19 protein-coding genes are annotated in these 14,719 nt (G+C 45.7%); 15 read left to right on the forward strand and 4 right to left on the reverse strand.

What is annotated here, in order from left to right:
• The first annotated feature begins 92 nt into the window (after nt 1-92).
• The 4 genes from NSQ09_RS11840 to nprB all read left to right on the forward strand — a co-directional run bounded on the left by NSQ09_RS11840 (nt 93) and on the right by nprB (nt 3,082).
• Nucleotides 93-440 carry a PadR family transcriptional regulator gene (locus NSQ09_RS11840; RefSeq protein ID WP_003245674.1) on the forward strand — a complete coding sequence of 116 codons (348 nt, stop codon included), beginning with the start codon at nt 93-95 and terminating at the stop codon, nt 438-440.
• Entirely contained in the window at nt 437-1,018 is a 582-nt protein-coding gene (locus tag NSQ09_RS11845; RefSeq protein WP_341031478.1) for an HAAS signaling domain-containing protein, read from the forward strand. The genes NSQ09_RS11840 and NSQ09_RS11845 overlap by 4 nt, the downstream gene beginning before the upstream one ends.
• A gap of 19 nt (nt 1,019-1,037) precedes the next feature.
• A complete protein-coding gene (locus NSQ09_RS11850; protein WP_003233021.1) occupies nt 1,038-1,331 on the forward strand; it encodes a DUF3784 domain-containing protein in 294 nt (97 codons plus the stop codon).
• 134 nt (nt 1,332-1,465) lie between these two features.
• Nucleotides 1,466-3,082, forward strand: a complete 1,617-nt coding sequence (nprB, locus tag NSQ09_RS11855) for a neutral protease NprB (RefSeq protein WP_144453475.1) — start codon at nt 1,466-1,468, stop codon at nt 3,080-3,082.
• Between the two features lie 46 nt (nt 3,083-3,128).
• Here nprB and NSQ09_RS11860 read toward each other — a convergent pair whose 3' ends face one another.
• A complete protein-coding gene (locus NSQ09_RS11860) occupies nt 3,129-3,980 on the reverse strand; it encodes a DegV family protein (protein ID WP_017695667.1) in 852 nt (283 codons plus the stop codon).
• A 137-nt stretch (nt 3,981-4,117) separates the two neighbouring features.
• Between NSQ09_RS11860 and NSQ09_RS11865 the strand changes: the two genes are divergently transcribed.
• Nucleotides 4,118-4,960 carry a YitT family protein gene (locus NSQ09_RS11865; RefSeq protein ID WP_003245017.1) on the forward strand — a complete coding sequence of 281 codons (843 nt, stop codon included), beginning with the start codon at nt 4,118-4,120 and terminating at the stop codon, nt 4,958-4,960.
• Nucleotides 4,961-4,978: 18 nt separating this feature from the next.
• Nucleotides 4,979-5,434, forward strand: coding sequence for a BsuPI-related putative proteinase inhibitor (locus tag NSQ09_RS11870; protein WP_014479419.1), 456 nt, complete (start codon nt 4,979-4,981; stop codon nt 5,432-5,434).
• A 30-nt stretch (nt 5,435-5,464) separates the two neighbouring features.
• Here the strand turns inward: NSQ09_RS11870 and NSQ09_RS11875 are convergent, their stop codons facing one another.
• The 3 genes from NSQ09_RS11875 to yitU form a co-directional block, all read right to left on the reverse strand.
• Nucleotides 5,465-5,662 (reverse strand): DUF3813 domain-containing protein, encoded by a 198-nt coding sequence (locus NSQ09_RS11875; RefSeq protein WP_003245613.1) that lies wholly within the window; start codon nt 5,660-5,662, stop codon nt 5,465-5,467.
• Nucleotides 5,663-5,815: a hypothetical protein gene (locus NSQ09_RS11880; RefSeq protein ID WP_017695668.1), complete on the reverse strand. Its 153-nt coding sequence runs from the start codon at nt 5,813-5,815 to the stop codon at nt 5,663-5,665.
• 103 nt (nt 5,816-5,918) lie between these two features.
• Nucleotides 5,919-6,731: a 5-amino-6-(5-phospho-D-ribitylamino)uracil phosphatase YitU gene (yitU, locus tag NSQ09_RS11885; protein ID WP_041850990.1), complete on the reverse strand. Its 813-nt coding sequence runs from the start codon at nt 6,729-6,731 to the stop codon at nt 5,919-5,921.
• Between the two features lie 120 nt (nt 6,732-6,851).
• Here yitU and NSQ09_RS11890 point away from each other — a divergent pair, with 120 nt between their 5' ends.
• From NSQ09_RS11890 to NSQ09_RS11930, 9 genes are all read left to right on the forward strand, one after another.
• On the forward strand, nt 6,852-7,619 hold the full coding sequence (locus tag NSQ09_RS11890; RefSeq protein WP_041336607.1) for a prolyl oligopeptidase family serine peptidase: 768 nt from the start codon (nt 6,852-6,854) through the stop codon (nt 7,617-7,619).
• Between the two features lie 63 nt (nt 7,620-7,682).
• On the forward strand, nt 7,683-7,991 hold the full coding sequence (locus NSQ09_RS11895) for a metal-sulfur cluster assembly factor (protein WP_014479422.1): 309 nt from the start codon (nt 7,683-7,685) through the stop codon (nt 7,989-7,991).
• 64 nt (nt 7,992-8,055) lie between these two features.
• The gene (locus NSQ09_RS11900) at nt 8,056-8,226 is read left to right on the forward strand and encodes a YqaE/Pmp3 family membrane protein (protein ID WP_003232996.1); all 171 of its coding nucleotides are present in this window, start codon (nt 8,056-8,058) and stop codon (nt 8,224-8,226) included.
• Between the two features lie 60 nt (nt 8,227-8,286).
• A complete protein-coding gene (locus tag NSQ09_RS11905) occupies nt 8,287-9,717 on the forward strand; it encodes an FAD-binding oxidoreductase (RefSeq protein WP_017695671.1) in 1,431 nt (476 codons plus the stop codon).
• Complete coding sequence (locus tag NSQ09_RS11910) at nt 9,717-10,256, forward strand: MFS transporter (RefSeq protein WP_003232993.1); 540 nt, start codon at nt 9,717-9,719, stop codon at nt 10,254-10,256. The genes NSQ09_RS11905 and NSQ09_RS11910 overlap by 1 nt, the downstream gene beginning before the upstream one ends.
• A gap of 205 nt (nt 10,257-10,461) precedes the next feature.
• Nucleotides 10,462-11,499: an N-acetyl-gamma-glutamyl-phosphate reductase gene (gene argC, locus NSQ09_RS11915; RefSeq protein ID WP_129133943.1), complete on the forward strand. Its 1,038-nt coding sequence runs from the start codon at nt 10,462-10,464 to the stop codon at nt 11,497-11,499.
• A 19-nt stretch (nt 11,500-11,518) separates the two neighbouring features.
• Nucleotides 11,519-12,739 (forward strand): bifunctional ornithine acetyltransferase/N-acetylglutamate synthase, encoded by a 1,221-nt coding sequence (gene argJ / locus NSQ09_RS11920; protein WP_041339938.1) that lies wholly within the window; start codon nt 11,519-11,521, stop codon nt 12,737-12,739.
• A 13-nt stretch (nt 12,740-12,752) separates the two neighbouring features.
• A complete protein-coding gene (gene argB, locus NSQ09_RS11925) occupies nt 12,753-13,529 on the forward strand; it encodes an acetylglutamate kinase (protein WP_015252370.1) in 777 nt (258 codons plus the stop codon).
• Nucleotides 13,526-14,683, forward strand: a complete 1,158-nt coding sequence (locus tag NSQ09_RS11930) for an acetylornithine transaminase (RefSeq protein WP_041336612.1) — start codon at nt 13,526-13,528, stop codon at nt 14,681-14,683. Before argB ends, NSQ09_RS11930 begins: the two co-directional genes overlap by 4 nt.
• The last annotated feature ends 36 nt before the right edge of the window (nt 14,684-14,719 follow it).

The raw sequence follows: 14,719 nt of genomic DNA on the forward strand, positions 1-14,719 counted from the left end.
GAGAAATTCCATTTTTGTTAAAAGGAAAAACAGGACATTTCACACTGCTATATGTGATTGATATATAGTGATTTTTTCGATATATTTAAACCATGAAAACGAATCAAGTTAATGACCGCTGGATTGTTCAATTTCGAAAAGGGATTTTCGAGCTGGCCATCCTATCCCTACTGCGTTCTAAACCGATGTACGGTTATGAGCTGACGTCATCCTTAAAAACCACCTCGGCTCTGGCTATTTCAGAGGGAGCGATTTATCCGATTCTGAAACGTATGACCGAGAAGGGATGGATCGAATTTTTTTGGGAAGATTCACTGGACGGCCCGAAAAGAAAGTATTACAAAATGACACAAAAAGGAGAAGAAATGTTAAAAGAACGGCTGGAGAAATACCTGGAAACCCATCAAGCCTTACTGTCTTTATCGGGGGATTTGCTATGAATGGACAGCTTATCATTGACCGATACATGGAGGAACTAAATGCAGAGCTGGCGAATATGCCTGATGTAGAGAGAGAAAACGCTATCGACGAATTAAAGGGGCATATCACCGCTTTCGTTCAAGACAGAATCAAAGCCGGCCTTAGTGAAGAGGAACTGCAGGAAGCTGTTGAATCTGAATTTTCTCATCCGAAGGAGCTTGCCGAATTGATGATGGGTGATGGGGGAGAGACGAAAAGGAGGAGGTCTTTATTGGGCAAAAGCTGGCTTTCGGTCCTTCTCATTGTCACGATTATCGCCCTGCCGCTGCTGCCGTCCGACTTCAGACATCTGCCGCTGGCTGTTTATTTAATGGTGCTCGCCGGATATGTATGGAAGCGGAAAAAATTGATGATGTTTGCAGGTGTCAGAAAAAACAAAATGCGCTCTCAAAAGGAGATTGTCAAGATTTCGCGAGTCGGTGCGGTTTATCTGCTGTTTTTAGCAGTGGTGCTCCTTTTGAGCCCGTTCCTCAATGCGCTTGTCGTCCTGCTGCTGATTGCAGTAAGCTACGCCGCTTTTTTTCTTAACATCAAGTAATCTTGTAGGAGGCTGTAAGATGGAAATCAGCATCAATTATCTATTAATTGTCATCGCGCTTTTATTCTTTGTGGTTGCCTATTTTGTCGGAATCAAAAAACAAACCTGGATGCTGGCTGGGTTTAACGAGGCGCGTATACGGGATAAAGACCGGCTGGCCAGAATAGCAGGCTACTTTTTCTTGAATTCCGGTTTGTTCATTTTGCTGAATAGTTTTATCTCATTTCAAGGTCAGGAGCAGCTCATACCTCCGCTTATACTGGCATATGGAGCAGGGGTTATTATTTATGTCAATAAAAAATTAGTAGAGTAGAAAAAGAAGGGCAGAGCGAAATATCTCTGCCCTTTTTTTGGGGAAAATAAGAACGAAGCACCACATACAAGTTTTTGTATTTTTGATAGGATGAAGAAAAATGATAGATTCCAAAATAGGAAGGATGTGGTGTTTTGCGCAACTTGACCAAGACATCTCTATTACTGGCCGGCTTATGCACGGCGGCCCAAATGGTTTTTGTAACACATGCCTCAGCTGAAGAAAGCATCGAATACGACCATACGTATCAAACCCCTTCATACATCATCGAAAAGTCATCGCAGAAGCCGGTACAAAACATAACCCAGAAAAAATCGCTATTTTCCTATCTTGACAAGCATCAAACGCAGTTTAAGCTCAAAGGGAATGCGAACAGCCATTTTCGCGTTTCGAAAACCATAAAGGATCCAAAGACAAAACAAACGTTTTTTAAATTAACGGAGGTTTACAAAGGAATTCCGATTTACGGCTTTGAACAAGCGGTCGCGATGAAGGAAAACAAACAAGTGAAAAGTTTCTTTGGAAAGGTGCATCCGCAAATCAAGGACGTCTCCGTCACACCGTCTATTTCTGAGAAAAAAGCAATACATACAGCAAGGCGTGAGCTCGAGGCTTCCATTGGAAAAATCGAATATCTTGATGGGGAACCAAAAGGCGAATTATATATCTATCCACACGACGGTGAATATGATCTCGCCTACCTTGTGAGACTCTCGACATCTGAACCTGAGCCTGGCTATTGGCATTATTTCATCGATGCCAAAAACGGAAAGGTCATTGAGTCCTTTAATGCCATTCATGAAGCGGCAGGTACAGGAATCGGCGTATCAGGTGATGAAAAAAGCTTTGACGTCACAGAACAAAATGGGCGCTTTTATTTGGCTGACGAAACAAGGGGAAAAGGGATCAATACATTTGACGCGAAGAACCTGAACGAAACCTTGTTTACGCTTTTGTCTCAACTGATCGGGTATACGGGCAAAGAAATAGTCAGCGGCACGTCCGTATTTAATGAACCTGCGGCTGTAGACGCACACGCAAATGCGCAAGCCGTTTACGATTATTACAGCAAGACATTTGGCCGTGATTCTTTTGATCAAAACGGAGCAAGGATTACGTCTACCGTGCATGTCGGCAAACAATGGAACAATGCTGCGTGGAACGGTGTCCAGATGGTATACGGGGATGGAGACGGTTCGAAATTTAAGCCGCTGTCTGGATCGCTCGACATTGTCGCGCATGAAATCACACACGCGGTCACACAGTATTCCGCCGGTCTTTTATATCAAGAAGAACCCGGTGCATTAAATGAGTCCATTTCTGACATTATGGGCGCGATGGCTGACCGTGATGATTGGGAGATCGGCGAAGATGTCTATACTCCTGGTATTGCAGGAGATTCATTGCGGTCATTGGAGGACCCATCTAAGCAGGGAAATCCAGATCATTACTCGAACCGCTACACAGGAACAGAGGATTATGGCGGAGTCCATATCAATTCGTCCATTCACAATAAAGCAGCTTATCTTCTTGCAGAAGGAGGCGTGCACCACGGTGTACAGGTTGAAGGGATTGGGCGTGAAGCAAGTGAACAAATTTACTATCGGGCTTTAACATATTATGTAACGGCATCTACAGATTTCAGCATGATGAAGCAAGCGGCGATTGAAGCTGCCAATGATTTATACGGTGAAGGCTCGAAGCAATCAGCTTCAGTCGAAAAGGCGTATGAGGCTGTCGGCATTCTATGAGCAAACAAAAACAGTCAGGACACAGAGTCTGACTGTTTTTGTTTGCTCATTTTCTTAAAAAGAATATCGCCAATGTACCTGGACCGGCATGCGAGCCGATTGCTGAACTGATTGGATGCATAATGATTTCTTTCGGCTTGAACGCTTCCTCAATCAGGTGTTTCATGTCCGTGGCTTTTTCTTTGTTCGCGGCGTAGCTGATCCCGACGGTTTGATCGCTCCAATCATCCCCGCGCTCTTTCATAAGCTCGATGATCCGTTTGAAAAGTTTCTTCTGTCCGCGGATTTTTTCCAGAGGCACAAGCTTGCCGTCCTCCATCTGAAGCAGCGGTTTAATATTCAACAGGCCGCCGACAAAAGCGGACGTTTTGGATATCCGGCCGCCCCTCGCGAGATATGTTAAATCATCAACGGTAAAAATGTGTTCAAGCTGGCTGCAAAAGTTCTTTACAGACGTTTCAATTTCTTGTATTGTATTCCCGTTGATACAGAGATCGGCAGCATGCCGGACAGCCAGACCGTATCCTAATGAAGCGCATTTGGAATCAATGACCCGCAAATCGAAATCGGGGAATTCCTCCTTCACTTCATTGGCGATCATTACAGCTGTCTGATACGTGCCGGAGAGACCTGAGGAAAAGGCAATGTAAAGAGCGGGATCACCTGTTTCGGCATATTGCAAAAACACATTTTTAATCGTTTGCGGTGAGGCTTGGGACGTCTTAGGCGTTTCTCCATTTTGCATCGCTTCAAATATTTGATCCGCTTGAATTGTGACTGCATCTTCGAATTCTTTATCGCCGAGAGAAACCCTGAGCGGAATAAAGCCAATGCCTTTTTCTTCAAAATAAGAACGAGGCAAATCAGTGGCGCTGTCAGCGATGAGATGAACTGTCATATTGCTTCCCTTCTTTCCGTTATCGCTCGTTATCATGAGAGTTAAGCCAACTATATCATATTAATTTGCCAAAATCGTGTTCAAATATTTGTTTTAAGGGAAAACATAATAAAGAAGAAAGAGCGGAGGAACATGCCATGGTACTAGATCAAACAAAAAAATTACTCATCGTCATCATCGGCGCTTTACTCAATGCTGCCGGGCTGAACTTATTTTTGATACCTGCAGATGTATATGCCAGCGGATTTACAGGTGTTGCCCAGCTTTTATCAAGCGTCGTTGATCAATATGCCCCCTTTTACATATCGACGGGAACGCTCTTGTTCCTCTTAAACATTCCGGTCGGTATTTTAGGATGGCTGAAGGTCGGCAAATCGTTTACAGTGTACAGCATTTTAAGTGTCGCACTCACTACTCTGTTTATGGGGATCCTGCCGGAAACAAGCCTGTCACATGACATTTTGCTGAACGCGGTGTTCGGCGGCGTCATTTCAGCAGTCGGTATCGGCTTAACATTAAAATACGGAGCTTCGACAGGCGGGCTTGATATCGTCGCCATGGTGCTTGCAAAGTGGAAGGATAAACCCGTCGGCACGTATTTCTTCATTCTGAACGGGATTATCATCTTGACGGCAGGATTATTGCAAGGTTGGGAGAAAGCATTATATACCCTGGTTACGCTGTATGTGACAACAAGGGTGATCGACGCCATTCACACCCGCCACATGAAGCTCACGGCAATGATCGTGACGAAAAAGGCGGACGAAATCAAGGAAGCCATTTACGGAAAAATGGTGCGCGGCATCACAACTGTTCCGGCAAAAGGAGCTTTTACGAACGAACAGAAAGAAATGATGATTATCGTCATCACGAGGTATGAACTGTACGATTTAGAAAAGATCGTCAAAGAAGTTGATCCGAAAGCATTTACGAACATTGTTCAAACGACAGGGATTTTTGGTTTCTTTAGAAAAGACTGACGAAAGCAGGTGGAAGTCGTGAAACGGCTGCTTGTGATGCTCCTCCCCGTGCTGCTTTTGATAGGCTGCGGGAAAGATGAGCAGACAGAACCCGATAAGGAGGTATCAGGCGGAATGGAGAATCAAGAGGTTGTTTTATCTATTGACGCAATTCAGGAGCCTGAACAAATCAAGTTTAACATGTCGCTGAAGAACCAAAGCGAACGTGCTATTGAGTTTCAATTCAGCACAGGGCAAAAATTTGAACTTGTCGTGTATGATTCTGAGCACAAAGAAAGATACCGTTATTCGAAAGACAAAATGTTTACGCAGGCTTTTCAAAACCTGACGCTTGAATCTGGAGAAACATATGATTTCTCTGATGTGTGGAAGGAAGTCCCGGAGCCCGGAACCTATGAGGTAAAGGTGACATTTAAGGGCAGGGCGGAAAATCTCAAGCAGGTTCAGGCTGTTCAGCAGTTTGAAGTCAAATAAGAGGCTATGGCGAGTCGCCATAGCCTTTTTTTATTGGAGTTTGTCCAGCTGATTTTGAAATTGATGCAGCTGTTGACGTTCCGCATCTGTCGAATTGGCATACGCAGAAGATACAGCATTTTTGGCTCTCAGAATCGCTTGCTCCTGATCGCCTTCCTCAAAGCCGTTTGTCACCATGACCGCCTGTTGAACAAATGATTTTGCCTGCTGAAACAGTTCATTTCTCATTTAATATTCAACCTGGCTTTCGGCCGAGTCTCGTGCCGCGGCATGCTGATGAGCTTCTTCTAAAGTAGACCGATATGGAAATCTTGCGGCGTGTAGCCCGATGGAGTCTTTACCCTGCTGAATAAACCTTCTGGATTTGCTTCGTTTACCCATTTTGAGACTGCCCCCTTCCATACTTTGACGAGATGAGTCGTCTTCAATAGTATGGTGGGGCAAAGTAAGGTTTATGAGTGGGAAAAATTAATACGGACCTTCTTTAAAGTGAGAAATATTCTTTCAAAAACCTTGCAACGCCGTCCTCTTCATTTGTAGCCGTTGTTCGGTTGGCAATCTGCTTGACCGCGTCAATTCCATTTCCCATTGCAACGCCGCAGCCTGCAAATTCAAGCATTTCCAAATCGTTATCCTCATCCCCGAAAGCAATGATCCGCTCCCTCGGCACGCCGTAATAATCGCTGATTTTCTGCAGGCCGACCGCTTTATTCATGCCGCTTTTGATAATTTCAATGACATGCCACGGTGCGGCCCATCTTCTATGGTCGATTACCTCGGCATGCACATCCGATAAATATGAGCGTATTGCCGGCACATCCTCTTCTTTTGCATGTATGAGTACAGAAGTCACATCTTCACCAAGATTTTCCCGCAAGTCTCCGACCGTTACATTTGTTGTGTTCATGTTAAAGGCATCTATCAGGTGCTCATCATGGTAATGAAAGTATACGTCGTCAATCACTTCAGCAAGCACGTTATGTACGTTGTAGCTTTCGCTGATATCCACGAGCTGTTTGACAACATCAAGCGGCAGTGACGTATGATACCGTCCCCAGCTGTCGTCTTGCGGGTGATGGACAAATGCTCCGTTAAAATTGACAATTGGCGTTGTCAGCTCCATTTGCTGGTAGTACATGGAACTTGAACGATACGGACGGCCTGTTGAGATGCAGACATAATGCCCGTCATCTTTTAGGCGCTGTATCGTCTGAAGGGTGTTTTCAGATATGGTTTTATCATCCTTTAATAATGTTCCATCTAAATCTAATGCGATTAAATAGGGGTTTGTCTCCATGAAAAGCTCCTTTAACCTTAGATTTTGCTTGTTTTGCCTTACTTACAGTGTAGCTTTTTACCATCTTTATTGTCTACATGTTACACTTATGATTATGGTTATCCTAAGGAGGGGCACATTGTGATACAAATTGAGAATCAAACCGTTTCCGGTATTCCGTTTTTACATATTGTAAAGGAAGAGAACAGGCACCGCGCTGTTCCTCTCGTATTCTTTATCCATGGTTTTACAAGCGCGAAGGAACACAACCTTCATATTGCTTACCTGCTTGCGGAGAAGGGTTTTAGAGCCGTTCTGCCGGAGGCTCTGCACCATGGGGAACGGGGAGAAGAAATGGCTGTCGAAGAGCTGGCGGGGCATTTTTGGGATATCGTCCTAAACGAGATTGAAGAGATCGGCGTGCTTAAAAACCATTTTGAAAAAGAGGGCCTGATAGACGGCGGCCGCATCGGTCTCGCAGGCACGTCAATGGGCGGCATCACAACGCTTGGCGCTTTGACTGCATATGATTGGATAAAAGCCGGCGTCAGCCTGATGGGAAGCCCCAATTACGTGGAGCTGTTTCAGCAGCAGATTGACCATATTCAATCTCAGGGCATTGAAATCGATGTGCCGGAAGAGAAGGTACAGGAGCTGATGAAACGTCTCGAATTGCGGGATCTCAGCCTTCAGCCGGAGAAACTGCAACAGCGCCCGCTTTTATTTTGGCACGGCGCAAAAGATAAGGTCGTGCCTTACGCGCCGACCCGGAAATTTTATGACACGATCAAATCCCATTACAGCGAGCAGCCGGAACGCCTGCAATTTATCGGAGATGAAAACGCTGACCATAAAGTCCCGCGGGCAGCTGTGTTAAAAACGATTGAATGGTTTGAAACGTACTTATAAAGCACTAAGTTATTAACAAGAGCTGAATTTACGTTATACTGTAGAAAAAAGGAGTGAGGGAACGTGGAAGAAGCATTAAAAGAAAACATCATGGGCGCCCTGGAACAGGTTGTCGATCCTGAGCTTGGCGTTGATATCGTGAACCTTGGTTTGGTATACGATGTTGACATGGATGAAGACGGCTTAACGCACGTGACGATGACACTGACATCAATGGGATGCCCTTTAGCGCCGATTATCGTGGATGAGGTGAAAAAAGCATTAGCGGACCTTCCTGAAGTGAAAGACACAGAGGTTCACATTGTATGGAATCCGCCTTGGACTAGGGATAAAATGTCCAGATACGCAAAAATTGCGCTTGGCATTCAATAAAACAAAAGAGGACAGCCTGACATGTGAGGCTGTCCTTTTTTACAGCTGAAAGGAGTGAAAGGAAATGATGTACCTGCTGGCAGTTTTATGCCCGCCGCTTGCTGTTTTGTTTTCGGGAAAACCGTTTCAGGCCTTGCTGAATCTCATATTGACCTGTATCTTTTGGCTGCCGGGCGCGATTCACGCCTGCTTTATCGTCGCCGACCGCCGTGCCGAAAAACGGGCAAGAAGATAATTTGGAAAAATGAGGACGCAGTCATGGTATAATGGTCATAAAAACAGCAGGGAGAGCACTATGAAAAAGAAATTGCTTGCATTCGCGCTTTGTACTGGCGCGTATGCGGCCCTGTTTGCGTACTCTGTGAACTCAGAGCAAAAAACAGACACAAGCGAGATGACGGATGTCAGCCGCCTGATGCCTGTAAAAATAAAGCAGACAGTGAAAGGGCAGGAAGAGGAAACGCTCATTGACACAGTCAAAGAGGCAAATCGAAAAAACATAAAAATTTCAATCGCCGGGGCCCAGCACTCCATGGGCGGCCATACATATTATGAGGACGGCATCGTTCTCGACATGACGGGCTACAACAAAATCCTGTCACTCGATCAAGAGAAGAAAACCATCAGGGTGCAAAGCGGTGCAACGTGGAATGATATCCAGAAATACGTGAATCCATACGGACTCGCGGTAAAAGTCATGCAGTCACAAAACATTTTTACAATCGGCGGATCTCTCAGCGCAAATGCACACGGACGTGATATTCGCTACGGCTCGCTGATTGATACAGTCAAATCATTCCGGCTTTTAAAAGCTGACGGGACGATTATCACTGTCACTCCAAAAGATGATTTGTTTACGGCGGTCATCGGAGGGTACGGCCTTTTTGGCGTGATTCTTGATGTAACGCTTGAGCTGACAGATGATGAGCTGTATGTCATGAAGACAGAAAAAATGAATTACAGCACATACTCAGACTATTTTTCAAAGCATGTAAAAGGAAATCCAGATGTCCGAATGCATCTGGCGCGAATTTCAACAGCGAAAAAAGGGTTTCTGAAAGACATGTATGTCACAAATTACGTATTGGCTGATCATCAGGATCAGCTGCCATCATACAGCGATCTCAAAGAAGATGAGTATACGGGAGCCACAAAGTTTGCACTCGGTTTGTCAAGACGGTATGAATGGGGCAGGAATTGGCTGTGGGACACACAGCAATCCTATTTCCTGAGCCAAAACGGCACAGAGATTTCACGCAATAACGTCATGCGGTCCGAATCAAAGTTTCTTGAGTATGAAAACAATGACAACACAGATGTTTTGCAAGAATACTTTGTGCCCGTGAAGGAGTATGGGTCCTATATTGATGACCTGAGACAAACGCTGTCGGACGAAGATCTGAACCTGCTGAACATTACGATCCGCTACGTGCAGAAAAATGAAAAGGCCGACCTTTCCTATGCGAAGGACGATATGTTTTCGCTCGTGCTATTAATAAACGAGGGCTTTTCAAAAGAAGACCAGGCAGATACTGCCCGAATCATCAGGCGCATGACAGACGTTGCCATCAAGCACGGCGGCAGCTATTATCTGCCTTATATGACCTACCAGACAAAAGAGCAAATGAGACAGGCATATCCGAAAAGTGAAGCGTTTTTTCAGAAAAAACGAACCTATGACCCGGATGAGCGCTTTATGAATTACTTTTATCAGAGGTATAAATAATGGGGAAAAACAAATTAAAATGGCTGACATTATCACAAAGCAGCGTGTTTTTCGCAAGCAGCTTAATCTTTCCGTTTTATATTCTGTTTGTGAAAAATATCGGCTCAAGCTACACACAGTTCGGTTTTTCCTACGGATTGTTCGGGTTGAGCGGAGCGCTCATTTACCCGCTCCTCGGACGGCTGTCTGAAAGGTTTGACAGCCGTTATTTTCTGCTTCTGAACTCGTGGGGGATGGCTGTTCTGCTTTTATATGTCCCGCATATCGGAAGCGTCGTTCAAGTGTATATCGTCCAAGTGCTGTTAGGGCTCTTTGGAGCGATGCAAAAGCATGGAGAAAAAGTGCTGATCGCTAATTTTACAGACAGCGGAGAGCGTGGAAAGAAGATTGGGAATTACCATTTTTGGACAGCTGTCTTTTCAGCAGCAGCCATTATGCTCGGGGGCTTTCTCGCTGACTTTTTCACAGTGCAAATGATTTTTTATGCAAGCTCTATTCTATATTTTTTGAGTGGATTGATGATGATGAAAACAGGCTGACGCGGTCAGCCTGTTTTTTTATGCGGCTGAAAAGCGGCGCCGCATCAACGTTTTTGTGCTGGAGTTGTGCTGATTTTTTTGAGCGGAATTTCCATTGAACAGAAAATTTATAAATGAATAAAAATATTAAATATACGATTGAATTAATTTTTATTCATGTTATAATGTTAAATAATTTCACAAAGACCAAGAGGGTGAACTTGTTTTGAAAATAGGAATTGTAGGTGCTACAGGATATGGAGGCACCGAACTTGTCAGGATTCTCTCGCATCATCCTCATGCAGAGGAATGCATACTTTATTCATCCAGCGGAGAAGGGAATGTCTATAGCGAGGGTTATCCTCATCTTACCGGCTTAGCGGATCAGAAGCTGAAGCCGATTGATATGAATACGATCAAACACGAAATAGATATCATGTTTCTCGCTGCGCCGCCCGGAGTATCAAGTGAATTGACTCCAAAGCTGGCAGACGCGGGAATTCCGGTTATTGATCTGTCAGGTGATCTGAGGATACAAGAATCGGCTGAATATGAAAAATGGTATAAACGGACAGCGGCACCGAAGGCGGTGATTCAAGAGGCGGTATACGGTCTGGCAGAACTGAATCAACTGCAAATTCAACAGGCGAAACTCATTGCCAATCCAGGCTGTTTTCCAACAGCTGTTTTGCTTGGCCTCGCGCCATTGGCTCAAAAGAAACTGCTCGATGAATCTTTCGTTATCGTTGACGCGAAGACGGGTGTTTCCGGAGCGGGAAGAAAAGCATCCATGGGAACCCATTTTTCTGAGCTGAACGGCAATTTTAAAATTTACAAAGTCAATGAACATCAGCACACGCCGGAAATTGAGCAGGCGCTGAATGAATGGCAGCCAGGCCTCGGGCCCATTACATTTTCGGCTCACTTGGTTCCGATGACAAGGGGCATCATGGCGACGATGTATACCAGATTAACCTGTGATCTATCCGCAGATGACCTGCATGATTTATATTCGGAATTTTACCAAGATTCATATTTTGTGAGAGTGAGGCCAAAAGGTCAGTACCCGCAAACGAAAGAAGTGTACGGCAGCAATTTCTGTGATATCGCCGTGACCCTCGATGAGAGAACGAACAGAGTCACGATCGTCTCGGTAATCGATAATTTAATGAAGGGTGCCGCCGGTCAGGCAGTGCAAAACTTTAATTTGATGAATGGCTGGAATGAAGAAACTGGACTCACCATCACGCCAATTTATCCATAGAACGGGAGAGAATCGAACCATGATTCAGTTAAGTGAAGATCAAATTGTAAAAGTAACAGGTGATGTATCCTCACCAAAAGGATTTCAGGCAAAGGGTGTGCATTGCGGGCTGCGTTACTCAAAAAAAGACCTCGGCGTCATTATCAGCGAGACACCGGCCGTGAGCGCAGCGGTTTATACCCAAAGCCACTTTCAGGCTGCTCCGATCAAAGTGACACAAGACAGCTTAAAGCACGGACCGACACTGATAGCCGTCATCGTCAACAGCGCCATTGCCAACGCCTGCACGGGAGAACAGGGCTTAAAGGACGCATACACAATGCGGGAGAGCTTTGCTTCACAGCTTGGCATTGAGCCGGAGCTTGTCGCTGTTTCATCAACGGGTGTCATCGGCGAGCATTTAGACATGGAAAAAATCCACGCGGGGATCGAGCTGCTGAAAGAAACACCTGCGGGATCAGGCGATTTTGAGGAAGCGATTTTAACAACTGATACGGTAATCAAGCAGACGTGCTATGAGCTGGCAATCGGCGGCAAAACAGTCACGATCGGCGGAGCGGCCAAAGGCTCTGGGATGATACACCCGAACATGGCCACGATGCTGGGATTTATGACAACTGACGCGGCAATCGAAGAAAAAGCGCTGCAAAAGGCGCTTCGGGAAATCACTGACGTTTCCTTTAACCAAATCACAGTTGACGGAGAAACATCCACGAACGATATGGTATTAGTTATGGCGAATGGCTGCGCCGAAAACGAGTGCCTGACAGAAGACCATCCAGACTGGCCGGTCTTTAAAAAAGCGCTCTTGCTCACTTGTGAGGATCTGGCTAAAGAGATTGCCAGAGACGGAGAAGGCGCGACAAAACTAATTGAAGCCCAAGTACAGGGAGCGAAAAACAATCTTGATGCAAACGTCATTGCCAAAAAGATTGTCGGCTCAAATCTTGTAAAAACGGCAGTATACGGAACAGATGCCAACTGGGGGCGGATCATCGGAGCCATCGGACACTCCGCAGCACAGGTGACGGCAGAAGAAGTAGAGGTTTATCTTGGCGGCCAATGCCTGTTTAAGAATAACGAACCTCAGCCATTCTCTGAATCTCTCGCTAAGGAATACCTTGAAGGAGATGAAATCACCATTGTCATCAAGATGGATGAAGGGGACGGAAACGGGAGAGCGTGGGGCTGTGACCTGACCTATGACTATATCAAAATTAACGCGAGCTATCGCACGTAATAAGGGGAGCGAAATGAAGAAGACAATCGTTTTTAAATGCGGGGGAAGTGTAATCCGTGAGCTGTCGGAAGAATTTTTTCAAAATCTGAAAGAGCTGATGGCGTCAGGCTGGAAGCTGGCGATCGTACATGGCGGGGGACCGGAAATCACAAATATGCTGAAACGGTTAAATATCAAGACAGAGTTTTCGGGCGGACAGAGGAAAACAACGAAGCCGGTGCTGGAAGTAGCGGAAATGGTTTTATCCGGTTCTGTCAATAAATTTTTCGTTGCTGAGCTTGCCAAACACGGACTGCGAGCCGCGGGCATTTCTGGTAAGGATGGCGGTCTTTTGGAGGCTGATTATCTAGATCCGGAAACATACGGAGAAGTGGGAGAAATCAAAAAAGTCGATGCGTCCATGGTGAACGCGCTGATGGAAAATGGCATCATCCCCGTTATTGCGCCGCTGTCTATGACAAGCGACTGTAAAACGCTGAATGTAAATGCTGATCTGGCTGCTTCAGCAGTCGCCGGAGCGCTTGAAGCCGATAAGCTTATGTTCGTCACGGATGTCGATGGAATCATGAAGGAAAAGCAGCGTCTGAACGTCCTGACCCCTAAGGAGATTCAGATGCTGATCAAGCAGGAAGTGATCACAGGAGGGATGATCCCGAAGGTCAATTCAGCCTTGTCAGCTTTATCAGATCAGGTGTCTGAAGTCATGATCGTAAACGGAAAAGGATCATTCTTCGCAGAACAAACCTTTCAAGGGACAAAAATCGTCAAAGCAAAGGAGGCTGTTTCATGAGCAGCTTGTTTCAAACCTACGGCCGTTGGGATATTGACCTCAAAAAAGCAAAAGGAACGTACGTTGAGGATAAAAACGGCAAAACGTACCTTGATTTCATTCAGGGGATTGCGGTATCAAATCTAGGACACTGCCATGAAGCGGTGACAGAGGCAGTCAAAAAACAGCTTGACAGCGTATGGCACGTATCAAACCTGTTTCAAAACAGTCTCCAAGAGCAAGCAGCGCAGAAGCTGGCGGCGCATAGTGCAGGAGATCTTGTCTTTTTCTGCAACAGCGGCGCAGAGGCGAATGAAGGTGCGATAAAGCTTGCCCGAAAAGCAACTGGAAAAACAAAAATCATCACTTTTCTTCAGTCGTTCCATGGCCGCACGTATGCAGGGATGGCTGCGACCGGACAGGATAAAATCAAAACAGGCTTCGGCCCGATGCTTGAAGGCTTTCACTACCTGCCATACAATGATCCTTCTGCTTTTAAAGCTCTTGGGGAGGAAGGCGATATTGCCGCGGTGATGCTTGAAACAGTGCAGGGAGAAGGAGGAGTCAATCCGGCGAGTGCTGAATTTTTATCAGCCGTACAGTCGTTTTGCAAGGAAAAGCAAGCCCTTCTCATCATTGATGAAATCCAGACCGGCATCGGACGGACGGGAAAAGGCTTCGCATATGAGCACTTCGGACTCTCACCGGATATCATCACAGTCGCCAAAGGATTGGGAAACGGCTTTCCGGTCGGCGCTGTCATCGGAAAAAAACAGCTTGGAGAAGCGTTTACCCCTGGTTCTCACGGAACGACTTTCGGAGGAAACATGCTGGCGATGGCTGCTGTGAATGCCACATTGCAAATTGTATTCCAGCCTGACTTTTTGCAAGAGGCTGCTGACAAAGGAGCGTTTTTAAAAGGACAGCTTGAGGCAGAGCTAAAGAGCCCTTTTGTTAAACAAATCCGAGGTAAAGGATTAATGCTTGGAATTGAGTGTGATGGCCCGGTTGCTGACATTATTGCTGAATTGCAGACATTAGGCTTGCTTGTATTGCCGGCCGGCCCGAACGTGATTCGGCTGCTGCCGCCGCTCACCGTGACTAAGGATGAAATAGCAGAAGCCGTCAGCAAGCTGAAACAGGCAATCGCTCATCATTCCGCTGTAAACCAGTGATTTTTTTTCGATATAAAGGCATAAAAATTCATTTTT

It is taken from the genome of Bacillus sp. FSL W8-1202, assembly GCF_038006165.1.
GTDB classification, from domain to species: domain Bacteria; phylum Bacillota; class Bacilli; order Bacillales; family Bacillaceae; genus Bacillus; species Bacillus subtilis.